At 53.4% G+C, this 15,676-nt stretch carries 15 protein-coding genes and 2 tRNA genes; 6 read left to right on the top strand and 11 right to left on the bottom strand.

What is annotated here, in order from left to right; genetic code table 11:
- Positions 1-72: 72 nt before the first annotated feature.
- A complete protein-coding gene (locus ETAA8_RS06485; protein ID WP_145086552.1) occupies positions 73-279 on the top strand; it encodes a hypothetical protein in 207 nt (68 codons plus the stop codon).
- Positions 280-421: 142 nt separating this feature from the next.
- Here the strand turns inward: ETAA8_RS06485 and ETAA8_RS06490 are convergent, their stop codons facing one another.
- A complete protein-coding gene (locus ETAA8_RS06490; RefSeq protein WP_145086554.1) occupies positions 422-937 on the bottom strand; it encodes a hypothetical protein in 516 nt (171 codons plus the stop codon).
- Positions 938-945: 8 nt separating this feature from the next.
- Positions 946-1,836 (bottom strand): hypothetical protein, encoded by an 891-nt coding sequence (locus ETAA8_RS06495; protein WP_238397694.1) that lies wholly within the window; start codon positions 1,834-1,836, stop codon positions 946-948.
- On the opposite strand from ETAA8_RS06495, the gene ETAA8_RS35850 reads away from it, so the two are divergent.
- Positions 1,786-1,914 carry a hypothetical protein gene (locus tag ETAA8_RS35850; RefSeq protein WP_391484816.1) on the top strand — a complete coding sequence of 43 codons (129 nt, stop codon included), beginning with the start codon at positions 1,786-1,788 and terminating at the stop codon, positions 1,912-1,914. The genes ETAA8_RS06495 and ETAA8_RS35850 overlap by 51 nt on opposite strands.
- Before the next feature lie 30 nt (positions 1,915-1,944).
- Here the strand turns inward: ETAA8_RS35850 and ETAA8_RS06505 are convergent, their stop codons facing one another.
- From ETAA8_RS06505 to ETAA8_RS06515, 3 genes are read right to left on the bottom strand one after another with little or no spacing between them, the layout of a single operon-like run.
- A complete protein-coding gene (locus ETAA8_RS06505; RefSeq protein ID WP_145086563.1) occupies positions 1,945-3,597 on the bottom strand; it encodes an ADP-ribosylglycohydrolase family protein in 1,653 nt (550 codons plus the stop codon).
- A 3-nt stretch (positions 3,598-3,600) separates the two neighbouring features.
- Positions 3,601-4,239: a DarT ssDNA thymidine ADP-ribosyltransferase family protein gene (locus tag ETAA8_RS35855; RefSeq protein WP_145086565.1), complete on the bottom strand. Its 639-nt coding sequence runs from the start codon at positions 4,237-4,239 to the stop codon at positions 3,601-3,603.
- Positions 4,236-5,747: a 3'-5' exonuclease gene (locus ETAA8_RS06515; protein WP_202921617.1), complete on the bottom strand. Its 1,512-nt coding sequence runs from the start codon at positions 5,745-5,747 to the stop codon at positions 4,236-4,238. The genes ETAA8_RS35855 and ETAA8_RS06515 overlap by 4 nt, the downstream gene beginning before the upstream one ends.
- Between ETAA8_RS06515 and ETAA8_RS06520 the strand changes: the two genes are divergently transcribed.
- Both ETAA8_RS06520 and ETAA8_RS06525 read left to right on the top strand, forming a co-directional pair.
- The gene (locus ETAA8_RS06520) at positions 5,746-6,093 is read left to right on the top strand and encodes a hypothetical protein (protein WP_145086568.1); all 348 of its coding nucleotides are present in this window, start codon (positions 5,746-5,748) and stop codon (positions 6,091-6,093) included. The genes ETAA8_RS06515 and ETAA8_RS06520 overlap by 2 nt on opposite strands.
- A gap of 347 nt (positions 6,094-6,440) precedes the next feature.
- A complete protein-coding gene (locus ETAA8_RS06525) occupies positions 6,441-6,881 on the top strand; it encodes a hypothetical protein (RefSeq protein WP_145086571.1) in 441 nt (146 codons plus the stop codon).
- On the opposite strand, the gene ETAA8_RS06530 is transcribed toward ETAA8_RS06525, so the two are convergent.
- The 6 genes from ETAA8_RS06530 to ETAA8_RS06550 all read right to left on the bottom strand — a co-directional run bounded on the left by ETAA8_RS06530 (position 6,873) and on the right by ETAA8_RS06550 (position 12,981).
- Positions 6,873-8,837 carry an AAA family ATPase gene (locus ETAA8_RS06530; protein ID WP_145086574.1) on the bottom strand — a complete coding sequence of 655 codons (1,965 nt, stop codon included), beginning with the start codon at positions 8,835-8,837 and terminating at the stop codon, positions 6,873-6,875. The two genes, ETAA8_RS06525 and ETAA8_RS06530, sit on opposite strands and share 9 nt — an antisense overlap.
- Positions 8,825-9,367: a hypothetical protein gene (locus tag ETAA8_RS06535; RefSeq protein WP_145086577.1), complete on the bottom strand. Its 543-nt coding sequence runs from the start codon at positions 9,365-9,367 to the stop codon at positions 8,825-8,827. Before ETAA8_RS06535 ends, ETAA8_RS06530 begins: the two co-directional genes overlap by 13 nt.
- A gap of 2 nt (positions 9,368-9,369) precedes the next feature.
- A complete protein-coding gene (locus ETAA8_RS06540; protein ID WP_145086580.1) occupies positions 9,370-10,773 on the bottom strand; it encodes a hypothetical protein in 1,404 nt (467 codons plus the stop codon).
- Positions 10,774-11,029: 256 nt separating this feature from the next.
- Positions 11,030-11,095, bottom strand: a tRNA-Phe gene (locus tag ETAA8_RS34430).
- A 16-nt stretch (positions 11,096-11,111) separates the two neighbouring features.
- Positions 11,112-12,686 carry a hypothetical protein gene (locus tag ETAA8_RS06545; protein ID WP_145086582.1) on the bottom strand — a complete coding sequence of 525 codons (1,575 nt, stop codon included), beginning with the start codon at positions 12,684-12,686 and terminating at the stop codon, positions 11,112-11,114.
- Positions 12,687-12,899: 213 nt separating this feature from the next.
- Positions 12,900-12,981 (bottom strand) — tRNA-Ser (locus tag ETAA8_RS06550).
- 214 nt (positions 12,982-13,195) lie between these two features.
- Between ETAA8_RS06550 and ETAA8_RS06555 the strand changes: the two genes are divergently transcribed.
- A complete protein-coding gene (locus tag ETAA8_RS06555) occupies positions 13,196-13,912 on the top strand; it encodes a (Fe-S)-binding protein (protein ID WP_145086585.1) in 717 nt (238 codons plus the stop codon).
- A gap of 226 nt (positions 13,913-14,138) precedes the next feature.
- Positions 14,139-15,530 carry a TolC family protein gene (locus tag ETAA8_RS06560; protein ID WP_202921618.1) on the top strand — a complete coding sequence of 464 codons (1,392 nt, stop codon included), beginning with the start codon at positions 14,139-14,141 and terminating at the stop codon, positions 15,528-15,530.
- The last annotated feature ends 146 nt before the right edge of the window (positions 15,531-15,676 follow it).

A 15,676-nucleotide genomic window follows, 5' to 3' on the forward strand; every position in this document is an offset into this window, starting at 1 on the left:
AACTATCCCTGACTCCGCCTCGCAACGAAGTTCGCCAGCGCTAGCGGTGAGCATCGAACTGAGCGGCCAATCTTGCCCCTCAGAAAGATAGTCAGCGCCACCGTGGGCACACGCTCAAAGGCTGGGATCCAGATCGATCTTCTTGTCAAAACATCAATTGTGAACAAGAAAACTTTCGATGGCTGTTTTAGTTGCCTGACGGAAGATCATGAGTCGATCGAGAAGCTTGCTCATGAGCTGATCGTTAAAGTGCGGGCGATTGCGGCGAAGCTGACGTAATTTCTGGCAAATGCATGCGGCGAAATCACCGAAATCGCTGATTGTCGTGCAAACTCTTGTGCGGTAGGATAATCGCTTCCTAAACGGTTCTTTAGCGGAGAGTTGCTATGACGGAAGTGTGCCCGAAGAATCGTAGCCAGCGCTAGACTTTTTGCTGCGCGGGCGGTTGATCATCGCTGATCGGTGGAAGTTCAAATCCGAAGCGTCTGTTAATCGTCCGGATATGGTCCTCGTAAGCCCGTCGTTCTGCCATCCACTTTTGCCGCTGCCCCAACTCCCATTCGCTCGTCGTTCCTTCTGTCCGTTCCAGAAGCGAATTAACTCTGGCCAGCATCATGCCGACGCCTTCTAGCTGACCGGTTAGTCGCGTGTTTTCGTGAGCGGTCGCGAACTCCCGCGCCTGATGATTCTGCGACCAGATTTGCAGAAGCAGAGTTGCAACCACGCCGACGAGTGCGAGGCCTGTGAACAGTGCATTCAGCGCCCCGAACATGTCACCGAATTGGCCGTATTTCGCCATGTCCTCCGAAGTTGCAGTTGGCAATGTGTTATTAAACCACTTGACGTGGACAGCTGGCCAGATCGTCCACTGGTTAAACACCCAATACGCCGAAACTATACCGACTAGCAGAATGAGCCAGACCCAGATGCTTCGCATTGCAGTACCTACAGAAATAAAATATCCCCCATCCCTCCGCCATTGGCTGCAAATAATGCTAAGGCAGAAGCATCGGGAGCGTCATCTTTCGCATCCGGTTCATCCGGATGGTGGACGCCGAGATATTCTCCATCACCCTTATATTCACGCAAGAGGCGGGTCATTTGATCTTTGAATTCTGCCGTGAGCGGATGATCGGCCGGGTATGAGAACCGCATTTTATCGCCCACGTCACGAAAAATTGCTTGTTCAAAATTGATGTAAAGGTCGTTTTTGCTTTGAAGCGTGAATTTCACGCCGCTGTCCAGTCCAACCGGCAGACCGGAGTGTGCCTGAAGAAACTCCATCGGCATATCTCCCTGCCCCGTGGAGTCACCACGTACGCCCTGGATGCGTTCAAAGATCGTCCAGGTGTATTCTTCCTCCGAACCGTCAGCTCGCTTCCTGCTGGCTTTGATTGGCTTCTTGAGCTCGGCAAGGAAGAGTTCGATCTGCTGCTCGTACGGGAGGTGCGGGACTTTGATCCAGGTGATGATGTCGTTGCGGTCATTCACGATCGATACCCAGGTGTGATCGGAGACACGGGCCAAGTCGACGCCGAAGAAGAGCTTCTCGGTTGGAATGATGATTCCGTGCTTCGTCATTCCGGACCGCGCACAGGACAGCAGACGTTCCCGTGAGACGATGTTTCCCTCTTCGACCGTGTCTTCGAGGTAATAGTTGCGGCGGAACTCCGGGTTCTCGCGGCCCTTCTTGCGCAGCTCGCGTTCAAATGCATGCTCGTAGTTCAGATGCTTCGGATCGTGCGCGAAGCCGTGGCGAAACTGCCTGCGCGAAGTCGCCAGGCAATCGAGGCGGTTTACTTCGGCGGCCGCACGTATGCCGCTGCGGCCGTTCACATGAGCATCCCAATTGGTACGTTGAAAACACGCATCAGCGACGGCTTAGCAGTGCTAAGACGAATTCTTCCCGCGTAGCGCGTATGAATTCGAGGCAAAGCCATGTCATTAATTGGTTTTTCGCGAGTCGCGCAGCATTCTTGCATTCTTCGCTTTAGCAACGATTGCGGCAAACGCAATTGCCTTGTCAACGCCACCTTCACTTTCATTAGCAAAACGAAGAAGCCAAGCGCCGATAATCTTTGCATCAAAATTTGACTTGATCACATCGTCCGCCGCAAGGTTTACGGACGCAGGTTTCAGTCGTTGCTCTGTACCTAAGCTCTTTGCTTCGCTATTTTTCAAGGGCGAATGATCTTGTGCATTCTTACGCTCAGTCACAGCACGACCCTCTTTCTCAAACAGAGGGAGAGATTCTGTTGAAAGTTGATTCGGCGACTCTCTGCGCCGCAAAAGAACCCGTTGCCCAAACTCTAACTCAAACCATTGCCAAGATAGGTCCTTCGCTTTGCCATCAGCGACTACATCGAGAGGCTTTGCCATGCCCAAGCCCGCAACAAAAAACTGCCCGTCCTTTACACCGATAGCGTCCAATTGCACTTTAGGCGATCTCCAGTAGAGCAAATCGGGATAACGGAACGAATCCGCCACTCCACCTTCAGCAATCTTAGTCAACCGATCGCTTTCACTTATCAAATACGACTTGTCCATAGTGTCCTCTGGAGGATCACATGACGCTCCGCAACCTATTAGCGCCCCGGCCATTGATGCAATCGTATCTGTGTCGCTGCCAAGCGCATGGATCGCAACCGAAATTGCGTTTAGGGGCTCTTTTTGAGCTTTCACTGCTAAAAACCATGCAAATACGGCCGACTTGGTGGCCGAACCTAATGTAGCCTTCGCGAATCCACCTAAGTCATTGAGCAGGTCGTGATAAGGCTTTTCGATATCGGATTGATAGTGCTGGGTCGCGACCATTGCCTTATCAAGGTCACGGCGTAATTCTTGGAATGAATCGTGAAACCCAACGTCAAGCCTCTGGGAGGCCTTGTCCTCCCATTGTGGTATCCAAAACACGCTAAGTTCGCGGTCTTCTCTGATCAGTTTTGGGATATTGCTCAAAAGTTCAAATACTGCACCCAACTCGTCCGCCTGCACGACGCGTCCATGGTCCATGCCGAACTTCAAGCAGAGCCCATGAAAGACTGCCCCGAGAATTCCAGTAGGGTGACCGTGTGTGACCACGGAATTACGAATGATGTCTCTCGCCAAAAGCCAAGTCGAAGAGTGAGTTGGTGAACACCACGCGTGTGGCTGAATTCGCATGGCTGCGCCATTGCCACCAGCTTTCACGTAGTCTGATTTTTTGGTTTGAAAAAAGTTAGAAAACCATCGAGAGTCTGGAGAACACAATTGTTCTGCCGCGCACTTAGTCGCATTTCCACCTCCCAGCGCATAACTGCTCCAAACTGGAAGCTCCACCTTTGCAAACGCTTCGACATCAAACTCGCCATTTCCACGGATCGACCTGCTTGTAGCAAGACGCAATTGTGTATCGTCAGAATAGCAACCCTTTGGCAGTCTAATATCGGTTCCAAACTTACCGCCGATTCGACGTGTCCAAGGCACTAGGCCATCGATTGTCCTTGTGCCCGTTCGCCGTTTCACCATCGATTCGTCTGCAAGTTCAGTAATAAACCCAAGCGCATCGCCGTAGGCGGCCCAAAGTGCAGAACGTCGTGTTCGTTGATTTAGTTCCATGGCTTACTCGAAGTGGCGGAGTTGGACTTCGCATGCAATTGGCGGAATGTCTAAAGCGCCGCACATCGCCTGTATTGCATCGCTATGCTCCTCGCTCCGAGTATAAATGCGTCGGATATATTGGTATGGAACTTCCACGGGATAAAGCGCCTCAGCCTGAATGCAAGTCGGAATTGATGCGTGCCGCTCGGGGGGCCGGTTCGCCACCGACCTGGAGCGACTGCTTGACCACTGTGTGACTGAATCGGCGAACAGGGCTTCAAGACCCTCCGGCCCCCTGGCTCGCCGGCAACCTGAATACATGTTGTTTGTAGTACAAAACACAACACCATCGTGTGACAGAACTTCTGGATCGATTGACATTATGCACCACCAGCCGTCAAAGTCCGGGTGCCAGTGACCGGTTGATGGACCTATTAGTGTAGTTATCTGTGAAATGGATAGGTTTACGTAGTCATGCCAAGCGGCGTCACGTGACCGGTCTGGGCAATTCAACATCAATATGTGCTCAAGATATGCCTCGGCACTAAGTCTGTCTCGCGCTTTAATCGCCTTGGTTGCCAATATCCCGGTAATCCCCCGATTAGTCGTGAAGTGGAGAAGTTCCGTAATTGCGCGACTCCGAACAATCGTTGCTGTCATACGTCAATTGCCTCAAACGTATCGTGTTGCAGGAACGACAAAAGGTGAGATTCCTCTGTTGGCTTATAGCCGACCACGACGGCCTTTCGGGCTCGTGTTATCGACATGGCGAATAGCCGGCGAAGGTTTTCGAGCTGAGAATCCTCCACGTCTACAGAACCAATCGTAGCGTCATCACTCAAGCCAAGTAGGAAAACATAGTCAAATTCCAGTCCTTTGGCAGAACTCATGGTCGACAGAGCAATATTCTCATCCCCAGGCGGCCATTCGGATTGCCGGGTAATCGTTATATAACTATATGAATTAGAGTCGAGTTGCTGCTTTAGAAAATCAAACCAACCTTTGGCGTGAAGAAAGGCGACGGATTCAGTTGACAAGTCCACGTGCTCTGCCAGGTAGTTGATCGCAAATTGCACTTGATTGCGAAAAAGTCCTTTCAGAACAATTGGCTTCGGACCAGTAGTAGTACATGAGTCAAAATTGGGGAAAGTTCCGTCGTCGCCGATTTCCAGACCGTTCAGCAAAGGCAACGCGAACTGACAAATCTCTTTGGTGTTTCGATAGTTTTTGCTCAATCGATGACTATTTGCCGGACTTACTTCAACTCCTGCTTCTGCCCAAGTAAATCCGCGAGGATAGATACGTTGCGCGGCGTCCAAAACGAACGTTACTGACGATGGATCATTTGCGAAATGCATCAAGGCACGTACTTGATTGGCCGAGAGGTCTTGCACTTCGTCAGAGATAATCACATCGTATCCGGCCGGTTCCACAACGTCAGCGGATTGAATTGCTAAGTCATTCCAATCAAGTACTTGTGCTTCTCGCTTCCAAGCGAGATATGGTGCGACGACTTCATCGAGTATCCGTTGACGCATTGCACGATCAACTCGTGGCATCGCTCCACGGCCGTCTCTTCGGCAAGTCAAGTAGTCGCTGAGCCTAGTTGGGATAAACCTGCCGAGCAGATAGTCGACCTCGCCCTGTACGAAAGCAGTCGGCAAAGGGAGCAGTCCACAAAGTCGCACCAACTCGGTGTTTTGCGCTGGATCAACAACCTTAACATTGCCGAGAATCCCCTTTGCCCACTTTGCAAATGTCAAAATCTCCATGTCCAGATTTGCGCGACCAATAATCTGCTGCGCTGCAAGATCAGCGATATAGCCCCTCAGCGTCCTATTGTATGTGATTACCAGAACGCGAACCGGAGTGGTAATCTGTTCTCGCTCTCGCCGTGCGAGCCAAAACGCAGAAAGCTGCTTGAGGCGCAGCAGGGCAGTGGTTGTTTTTCCGCTGCCCGCGGCACCTCGAATAATCACCACGCCGGGGCGCGTGTTTGTAATCAGAGGCAGCTGTTCGGGAGTTGGTGAAACGCGAGGCAGGGTTCTCATTTCACACCTGGAAAAGGTCGTACCGCAGTTTGAATAGGCGGATTTTAACGGTAGTTTGTTGATCGCGATACGGGCGGCCGCAAAACCGAAATGGGTGCCTGAGCGTGGTACATCCATGCACAAATGGATTCATCAGCAATTGACCTACCTCAACGAACTTGAGGCCCAGCCCGAGTTCTTCCCAAACCAGCACGGCGACGTGCGGGCGATGATCCGCGAAGCCGGCCGCCGGGCTGCACTCGCTGGCCTCCCCGCGGCCGTGGAGGCATGCGACATTCGGGCAGGCGGTCTATCACCATCGGCCGCACGCCAGATTCTAGCAGCTTGCCTCGCTGCGATGCCGTTGAAACGTACGGCACGATTGACGCCGCCGGAGGTCGCCAAGCATTACGGCGTTCCGGCCCGTGCATTCGGCGGATTGCTTCGATCATCGCAGTGCATTCCCTGCGGTTTGCCTCGCTGAAGCCCGGATCAACCGTCTGTGCTGCCTGCTCGTCGTAGGGACATGGCCCTATCTCCAGTTTCTCCCATCCTTCACGCATTCACCTTACCTTTCTTTGGTTATTCGCGGTCCGCCCCAAAACGTATCCGGTCGCGGTCCCCCAGAGCATGTCGGATAACGGGAAGGTGAAGCTATGAAGTTGAATAAGACTGAGCGTATGGCAATCGCTGTCGTGATCCTTTCACTGTGCGTTCTGCTCATGGCGTACAACGGAAGCCTGACCTGGATGGGCCTTGGTGTTTTCGCAGCTATCTGCGGCATCCCGGAAGCAAAGCAGCTGGCCAGATGGGCCATGGATCGAGGGCAAGATGATCGCTGCAATCATCGGAAGGATTAAGCCCTACGGCCTAGTGATCGGGCTTGCTTTGGCATTCGCCGCAGGAGCGGTCGTGAATGGGTGGCGACTCGATGGCGTGAAGGATGCTGCAGTGAAGGCGAAAGAATCAGAAATGGTTTTGGCCTGCGAGGCCGCTCAGAAACAAACACAGGAGGTGTCCCGTGGTTACCAGAATGAACTGGCTAAGCTCAATTCTCGTCTTAGCGCTCTTCGGATGCAGCCAGCCAAGTGCGTGCCTGTATCCACTTCCTCCAGCAGACGTGATGCAGCCTCCATCGGAGGTGAGCATTCTGGACCGCATGTTGTCTCTGATCTCGCCCTCATCGAGCTTGCCGGAGAAGCGGAGCGGTATCGGCTCCAATTGATTGCGTGTCAGGCTTTTGCACAATCTTTGCCAAGAGAATCAAACTGATGGGCCTTCTAAAACTGGCTGGTCAGTTTCAGGCGGTTCAGGAGTCTTTGGCTTGGGGCGAAGTAGTCGCCCGTCGGGCTTACTGAGAACAGCGAAGACGAACGGCATTGTGGTTTCAGGGCGTTTTCCAATACCGGTCGTGAAAATCACTTGGCAAGCTTTGCCAGCTTTCTCACCATTCTCAATGACCTCAACAAGTCGCGTAATTGAGGCGTTTAGATTTTCCGCGTCGATTCCCGAGGTCTCTGGGGTGTCAATTAGCAAAAATCGCGGAAACTTGACGGAATCATCGGTCAAGCTCATTTCAAGCAACGTCGCGTAGTACAGCAATCGCCGAGGTACAGCTAGGCTCTTTTCGGTGTACTTGCCGCCGTTGACGATTGGCATATACCCATCGTTGATGGACGCAGAATCGCAATCCTGCAGAGTGTTTACCATCATGCGGCTGTAGATATTGGAAAACGTAATTCGCTTGGCTTGGATGTCTGCCCGCGCCGCAGCCGCAAGTTCAGCTACCCTGTAGCCGATTTTCTCATGTTTGATCTTGGCTGTGTTGAGTTCGTTTTGAAGCTTCTCCTTGCGCGTAACGATTTCAAATTCCTGTTCTAGCTCACCGATCCGCTTTCGAACCGATGACAATCGCTCCTCCGCCTCTTCAAACTGCTGAAGATTGATTTTGCTATCTGTCTCATCAACAGCCGAAGCGATCATCCTCTCAATTCTAAGGGCTTCACTCGCAATCGCCTGTTTTTCTGCACGAAGTGAGGCTAATTCATCTCTTACTGAGCCGGCCGCTAGATCAACCGTCTGAACGTTTTTCTGCCGCGACTTCAAAATCGAGAGATATTCGGCAGAATCGTAGAAGAACTTCTCGTAATCTGCTTCGCCAACATCACTTCCGCAGACACACTTATTGGGAGTTCGTTGAACGTCTTTGAGACAGTATGGACAGGTGTTCGATGAAAACAACTTTAGCTCTTCGTGCGCAAACATCATCTTACTGAGTTGCGTTGACTCGGCGACTAACTCCGATTTTAGCTGCTCCAAACGCGAGACTTCTTCGAGCAGCGAAGCCTCGTTTCGTGCTAGACCGGAAATTTTGATCTGAGTTGCGAGCAACTCTCTCTGCCAAGCAGGAAGATCGACGCCAGGTGCTTGCGGGGGTGGCGCTTTCGCCAGCTCGCGCCTGAAGTTGAGAAGCTTTGACTGCTGGTCGCGTAGCTCTTCGAGCTTTTTGTTGAGAAAAATGGCATTCAACTCCTCCTCAGGAGTCGAAAAATCACTTGCCATCGTTTTGAAAAGTTCCAATGCCTTCGCTGCAGCGGACCTGTCTCTCTCCGCATCGCGTAGAGCGGCTAGTTCAGAGTAGTAATCTTGGTACGATTTACCAACGAGTATTTCAAAGATTGCTTCTCGAAATACCTGCGAATCGGTGACGTAGGATTCTTTGTCTACCGCTTTGAAAATCCCAGATGGGTCAGGTGCCTGATCGTGATAGATCAGCCGCATAAAGTCTGTGATGTTTAGCTTGCCTGAGTGCAAGCCGTAGTTTATGGATACGGGCTCAATTCCGAGCTTTCCAAGCAGCCAATCCGAAAAAACAAACTGCCGGCCTTCACCTCGGGTGATTGGAAAAATCTTTGATTCATCATCGTCAAGGACCGCTACGTCATTGGTCCCGATCAACCGCTTCAGCGTGTAGGGTCGGCCATCAATTGTAATCAGCAGCTGAACGTAATTATTCTCATCGCTCGTGATTTCCTCGTGGCGCTCATTGGAGTTGGCCTTGAACTCGTCTACGCTTCCGCCAAGACAAAAGTAGATCAGGTTCGCAAACGTAGACTTGCCGGTGCCATTCGGCCCTTCAAGGATATTCAGTCCATCACCGAAAACCGGTGACTCGTACGAGTAGTTTTTGCCTTCGTATGTGAGGCGTCGGATCGCTAAGTATGCCATAGCCGCACCCCCTGTTCCCCGAAGAACTTCTCAATGAATGTATCGAAAGTTAGCGTTCGAAGACGGCTGGAGCATTTTCTAAGAAGAACAATGTTGTCACGCTCCGGCGTATAGAGTTCGCTCGACAAGAAGGTGGCTGGAATGCTTTCGAGGTTGAGCCAGAGGTCTAGGCCAACGCTCTGCTTTCCTTGACGCACGGAAATCAGGCCTCGGGTAGCGAGTGAGTGAATCACTCTCGCCACGAAATGCTTGCGGGAAGCGCCGTTGGCGTAGGCCACAGAGAGTGAATGAATGTCACGCTTGTTCAGTCTTGAGCCGAGTCTGTGATAGCGGTCAATGATTTGCGCAAGGCCGGGAGAGGAGACGAGGTCGATTAGATAGGAAAGCTTCTGGTGGCCTTCGAAAGTGACGGATTCCGAATGGCACTTAAACGCATCCAGAACAATTAGCACATTGTAGGTGAGGAAGTTGAAGTCCTCTCCCTTGATGAACATCATCCGTTTTTTAGTGGCCAGTTCGGTTGCGTTCACGGCTACGTCGCTCCTTCGAAGCTGAGGTAACAGCTATCAAAGAGTTCGTAAACTAGCCCTTCGATCGACGGGTCGCTCGACAGCTTGTAGGTGTATTGGGTTTTCAGCTGCCTAAACCTCTCCTTCGCGGTCTCAAGCAGAACCGACATCGCAGCTTCCATTGCGGTTTCGTCGGCAGGTGGAGTAGCTATGTCCTCGGTTAAGGCCTCTTCGCAGGCGTCGTATATTATCCGCCATTTGAGCGCCAGAGTCCCCTTGTCGCCTGCAAAAGCCCGTTGCTCATCGAGGCTGCTCGCTGCCCGGCGAGCCCATCGCCCCAACTTCTGCGCGGTAACATCAGGACAAACCGCCACGACCTTATCGGCAATGTTTCGCGTGTCCGTCGGCGGAGGCAACCGCTCCCAAGCCTGCCAAGTTGGATCTGGAAGGATGACGGTTCCGGTTTCTACATTTTTGAATACAAGCAGAACTTCTGCCACGTGAATCAGGCGGCGAGTCCGATCAGGCAGGGCTTGCCGTTTGTCAAGTTCATCCAGAAGCACCGCAATGATCAACTGCTCTTTGCCGGCGAGTTGCTGGCTGTACGCAGGGCTTCGTTGAATGGCAGTGACTATCTCGTCGATAATTTCCTCTGCGTCATCCTCGCCGAATTTCCACTGGATCTGACGAAAGTATTCCTTCCACCGCTCATCTGACCAACCTTGCAGTATCTCCAAGCGACCGAGGGGACAACTGCTCGGTGTCGAGGTGAGGCCATGACGAGCCGCTTGAGACTCGTACTCGCTCAAGACTGCCCGTTTCGCCGAATCGAGTACGTTTGGGCAGTCGAAATCAAGTTCTTTTAGGGATTTGAGCATCGGCCCTGTTGGCCAGGTTATTCCCAGAGCCTTTGTCCGTTCGGTGTTGCTCTCAGCGGTGTAGTTGTTCGGACTGTAAAACCCGAAGCGGATGCACTTGCTGCAGCCGTGCTCAATCCAGACATCGCAAAAGTTGACGAGCGTGTTGAGAACTTCATTGCTGTTCATCGTAAACGAGACGGTGTCAGCGTAGTTCTTGTCCTCTTCGATGTATTTTTTGGATTCCGTCGAGTCTGAGGAGCTTACGGAAACGTCGCCGTGCAATTCAACAGCGGCAAATGTTGTGACATCGGGAAACTCTGCAGTTGCTTCCACCAGCATCAAGATCGCGCGCAGCTTCTGAAGGCGAGGCCCTTTTGCTTGAGGGCCAACATCGCGTGTGATAGGAGCAGACTTCCGCTTGCGGGCGGGCGAGGGCTGCGCAGCTTTCGGGGCTGACTTTGCTGATTTTTTCTTCGCCATTTGGCTTGCCGGGCAGGAAGCTAGAGAACGCAGCATTTCAATGGCAGCAGTGTAGGTAATCCCATCGGCTGGGGTATAGCAGGTCATGTGTCGAATCATCCGTGCGGGAGAAGAATCCGACTACCCGCTACCGGTCGATCCGATATTTCCGGGAATCAGCGCAGGGTAAAGTGAGGCCGTGACAAGTCTGGTCACTCTGCGTCAGATCAAGGCAAATTCTCATCCCCAGAGTGTCCAGCGGTGAGACCTTTCCGGGACCTTTCAGGCGATAAATGGCAGTAAATCATGGAAAACTGCCTGCCCAAGAAACGACAGAACCCCTTGAAAACAAGGGGTTTCTGAGTGGTCAGGGCCGGAGTTGAACCGGCGACACATGGATTTTCAGTCCATCAATCGGCTTTTCTGAGCTTTGTGCGTCGTCACCTTCAGGTACTAAAAACTGGAGACAAATATTCCTCAACCCGATGGGACGCGGCGAACAGCTTTCCAAACGGCCGAGTGGTGTACACATCTGACAGGTCGTCGCTCGCCACGGGTTGTCCATGGCATAGATAGATGCCAGCAATCTCTCCATCAGAAAATCGCTTCACTAGGTCGCCGCCAGTTTTCCGAAGCATCTTGAATGGCAACGCAGTGATCTCGTGGTTATCTTCCCGAATGCGTTTAAGCAGCCGAGCAAAACGATTGGGGATTTGCCGATTCGGATTTCCGCCGCTAGTGGCTTTGTCGAGGTGCCTCCCGTTGGTGTTTACAACAAGCTTGTCTGTTGGCTTAACCAAGCCAAGCTTCTGGCGTTCGCGGAGTGCCCATTCCAACGACTTGGTGGTTTCAGCAAAGAGAAGAAACTCGCCGTACACCCCCGACTTTCTGCGGATGCGTTTGATGAAAGAATCGGTGGGCGACAATTCAACTCCCAGCATTTCCTTGTGCCGTTCGGAGTGTGGCGTGCGGATGAAGACTTCGCCCACCAACAGGCTGGCGGACTCTGCGGCGCCGAAGCCGCAGTTCAGACCAAGCAGAATCAACAACCGATCGAGCGGATCGGCGTACTTCAATAGCAATTTGAGCTCGTCCAGCGAGAACACTTGCTCGGGCAGAATCTGCCGGTGTCGCTCGGCGTCCAGCGCCATCACACGCGTCTTGAGATCGTCGAAGTTTTCCGGCTTGCGCCAGCCAAACGCCGGGCGCGCGTGTAGCCACTTGAAAAAGCTTTTGAGAGCGCTGATGTAGTGGGTCGAAGACTTCTTCGAGACACGTTGCGTCTTCGAGCCCTTGCGAAGCGGACGTTTCCGCCAATAGGTGATTAGCTGCTCCACCGCCGCGTGATCAATCTTAGCCAGCTTTTCATCGGCATGGTGGTCGATAAGTGATTCGACTTGACGAATTTGGGTTCGTCCCCAAGCAGTTACGCCATCGTCGGGATTACTGTATTCGCTTTCCAGCCACTTGATGTACTCACGGAGTGCAGCGTGCAAGTACGGCCCCGTGTCTTGCTCTGGTGCCTTATTCGGCGCCGCTTCAAACTGTCGGCGGAATGCAGCTACTTCGGCAGCGCTCCGGGCTTCCAGATTAACTTCCGCTTCGGTGAACGCCTTCTCCAGCGTGTTCAGCAATTGAAAGCCAAACGCGCTGCCGTATTCGAGTTCGGGCAGGATCGCGAGCATCGGAAATGTGCGACGGAGCCGGTTGACTCGCTGCACATAAGGCACGACGCCTTCGTCGAGTGTGCGGCGCAAATGAAAATGGACTGTGCCGCGAGCCGCCAGCTTCGCGAGTTCTAACGTCTCGTCCGACCAGACCGCTCCGGTACCATCTGCTTCTTCGATGCGGTGCCACATAAGTCGCAACAAATGATCGCGCCGTTGCGCATCCTTGAGATCGGCACCAAGCCGAAAGCGATGCTGTTCGCGCTTGCCGGTGGCGTTAAGCTTCCAGCCAACGCGGCAATCAAACTGACCATCGTCGCGTTGTTTCCAGACGGTGCGGGAACGAGTAGGCATGGGCAGAACCTTCAAACAAAGAGGCCCCTGAAATGAGTGCCTAATCGAACGTCCCGAAGGGTCTTATCGAACGCTTATCGCACGTCTTATCGAACCTTTGGGGCTTTCGAGGTCGAGAAACCAAATTCTCGCCAATCCATGTTAGAGACGCAAACCCAAAAAAGAAGGCCGCTTACGTCATTTGAACGCCAGCGGCTTGGGATGCTGAAGAAGCGGAGGGCAAGGGGCTCGAACCCTCAACCCCTTACGGGGCAACTGATTTCGAATCAGTCTCCTAGCCATTCGGTTACCCTCCGGACAGCTTCTATATCTACCTTGGAACGGCGTGCGCGGCAAGATGTTCTGCCGGTGAAAGTTGGTGGATTGGGACGAGGGATGGTTGGTGGGGGCTTTCCGCAACGGCAGCAATCTATCATCGTGATACAGGCTCAATCTGCTTAGGCCCGCAGGTGTTTGCTAGAGTTGCTGGCCGCACCGCGTTTTCCGTTCTCTCGCCCAGTTCGCCCGCCATGAAAATCCTGCTGATGATTACCTGCCTGGGGGATGTAATGCGTCCCGGAGCAGGCATTGCCACGGTCAAATTGCTAAGGCGTTTGGGACACGAAGTGGAGTTTCGGTCAGCACAGACTTGTTGCGGGCAGCCGATGTACAACAGCGGGTATGCCGACCTGGCGCGCGAGCAGGCGAAGCATACGATCGACGTGTTCGCTGGCGACGATCCCGTCGTGGTGCCGTCGGGGAGTTGCGCGGCGATGCTGAAAGTCGAGTATCCGCATCTGCTCGAACATCACGAGCCGCTGCATGCTGCTGCGTTGCAATTGGCAGCGCGCACGTTTGAGCTGAGCGACTTTCTCGTGAACCAGTTGAAGGTGACCGACGTAGGGGCGAAGTACAACGGCAAAGTCGCCTATCACTTTGCTTGTCACTTACGCATGCTAAAGCAGCAAACGGAAGCTGAAACGCTGATCCGCCATGTGCAAGGCGCGGAGTTGATGCCGCTCCATCATCAGGACCAATGCTGTGGCTTTGGCGGATCGTTTGCGGTTCGCTATCCGGCCGTCAGTGGCAACATGGTCGACGACAAGATGAAATGCGTGCTCGACACCGGGGCCGATTGTCTCGTTTCGACCGATGCGGGCTGCTTGATGAACATCGGTGGGCGCTTGCACCGCGAAGGGAAGACAATTGAAGTGCTGCACCTGGCTGAGTTGTTGGAGCGGCGATAACTAGCAGCCTATTGCGGCTATCAGCGCAGCGATAGCAATGCTGCTGTCTCAATCTGTGCGGCTGAAAGATTACGGTCTGTAGCGATGCTGCTTGATCTGACGATGTGGCCGGTAGCCCACCGCTTCGCCGCCATCCCAATCGCATTTCTTCGGACCTAGCACTTCGCTTTCTCATGTGCGAGAGCGCTGCGTTCGTACCCGCCCAGAATTTCCCCCGGAGTTTGTAGTGAAACTCAATCAACTTGGGAGACAACTGGTTGGCCTGTTAGCAAAAGCAGCGCCGTTGCTGCTTGTGGCAGGGAGCAGTTTTGTCGCTCCTCAGTTGCTGCTTGCCCAACAGCCCACGCAGTTTCAAACTGCCGCGCACTTCCGACAGTCGGCATTAGTGCAGGCCGAAGCCATTCCTTCACCACCGGGCATTTCTCAAGATGTGCCGCAACCTCAGCCTTCGCTATCGCTGGCGAATTTGGAAGAGTTAGCGCTGTGCAGTAATCCCTCGCTCGCGCGAGCGCAGGCGCAGGTGCAAATGGCGCGCGGCAATTGGATTCAGGTTGGTTTGCCGCCAAATCCTTCCGTGGGCTATTCCGGCCAGCAATTGGGGAGCGGTGGCCTGGCAGAGCAGCACGGCATCTATGTAACGCAGGAGATTGTCCGTGGCGGAAAGTTGAACCTCAATCGACAAGCGGCTGCTCACGAAGTTGCGCAGGCTGAACAGAATGTTATCGCGCAACAGTTTCGCGTGTTGACCGACGTACGAATGGCCTTTTACCAGGTGTTGATTGCCCAGCGGCAGATTGATGTGGCACACGTCATTGCCGGCAATTACACCAAGGCAGTCGAAACGACCGATCGCTTGTTTCAGGCTCAGGAGATCAGCAAGCTGGAAGTGCTGCAAGCCAAATTCGAATACGAAACTGCTCAAGTGACTCTGCGAAACGCGCAGCATCGGCATGCCGCAGCCTGGCAATCGTTGACCGCAGTTGTTGGTCAGCCACACCTCGCGCCGCAAGCCTTGGCTGGCGATGCCGCCATGGCTCCCAAGCCATTCGACTATCAGCAAACGCTTCAACACATTCTGTCGGCAAGTCCCGAGATTGCCGCGGCGGTCAGCAATATCGAGCGGGCCCGTTGGGCCTATCAGCGAGCGCTCGTCGAAAAGAAGGGGAACGTCAACGTTCAAGGTTTGTATAATTGGCAAGACAACGGCATTGGCGGACAGCCCGATGGCTCGTTGGTGGTCGATATGCCGATTCCCATTTGGAACAAGAATCAAGGTGGTATCGTGCGGGCGCAAGGCGAAGTCGCAGTCGCCGAGCGAGCGCTGCAACAAGTCGAACTTGACCTGCAGCAGCGGTTGGCTCCGGTCTATGAACGCTATCAAAATGCCCGTAACCAGGTCGAGCGATACGAAAAAACGATCCTCACTCTTGCCAAAGAATCGTCCGATCTGTCGCGTAAGGCTTTTCAGGCAGGGGAACTGAATTATCTCAGCCTGCTGCTCGCTGAACGAAGCTTCGCAACAGCGAATCTCGCCTACCTCGACGCCCTGCGTGATCTACGACTGGCCGAAGCTGAAATGGATGGATTCTTGTTGCAGAACAGTTTATCGGCGAGGTGAGCAGGGCATTACGATCGCTTAAGCTCCTGTTGACAAGGGCCGGCCGAACTCCCCGGCACCGTTTGACAACTGCCCTGGCTCAGCCAATACTTGGCACCACCGTTAGCTACCGGTGCCGAGCCAAAAGCACACAAGCGCAGGGATCG

The sequence above is a fragment of the Anatilimnocola aggregata genome (genome assembly GCF_007747655.1).
GTDB lineage: Bacteria > Planctomycetota > Planctomycetia > Pirellulales > Pirellulaceae > Anatilimnocola > Anatilimnocola aggregata.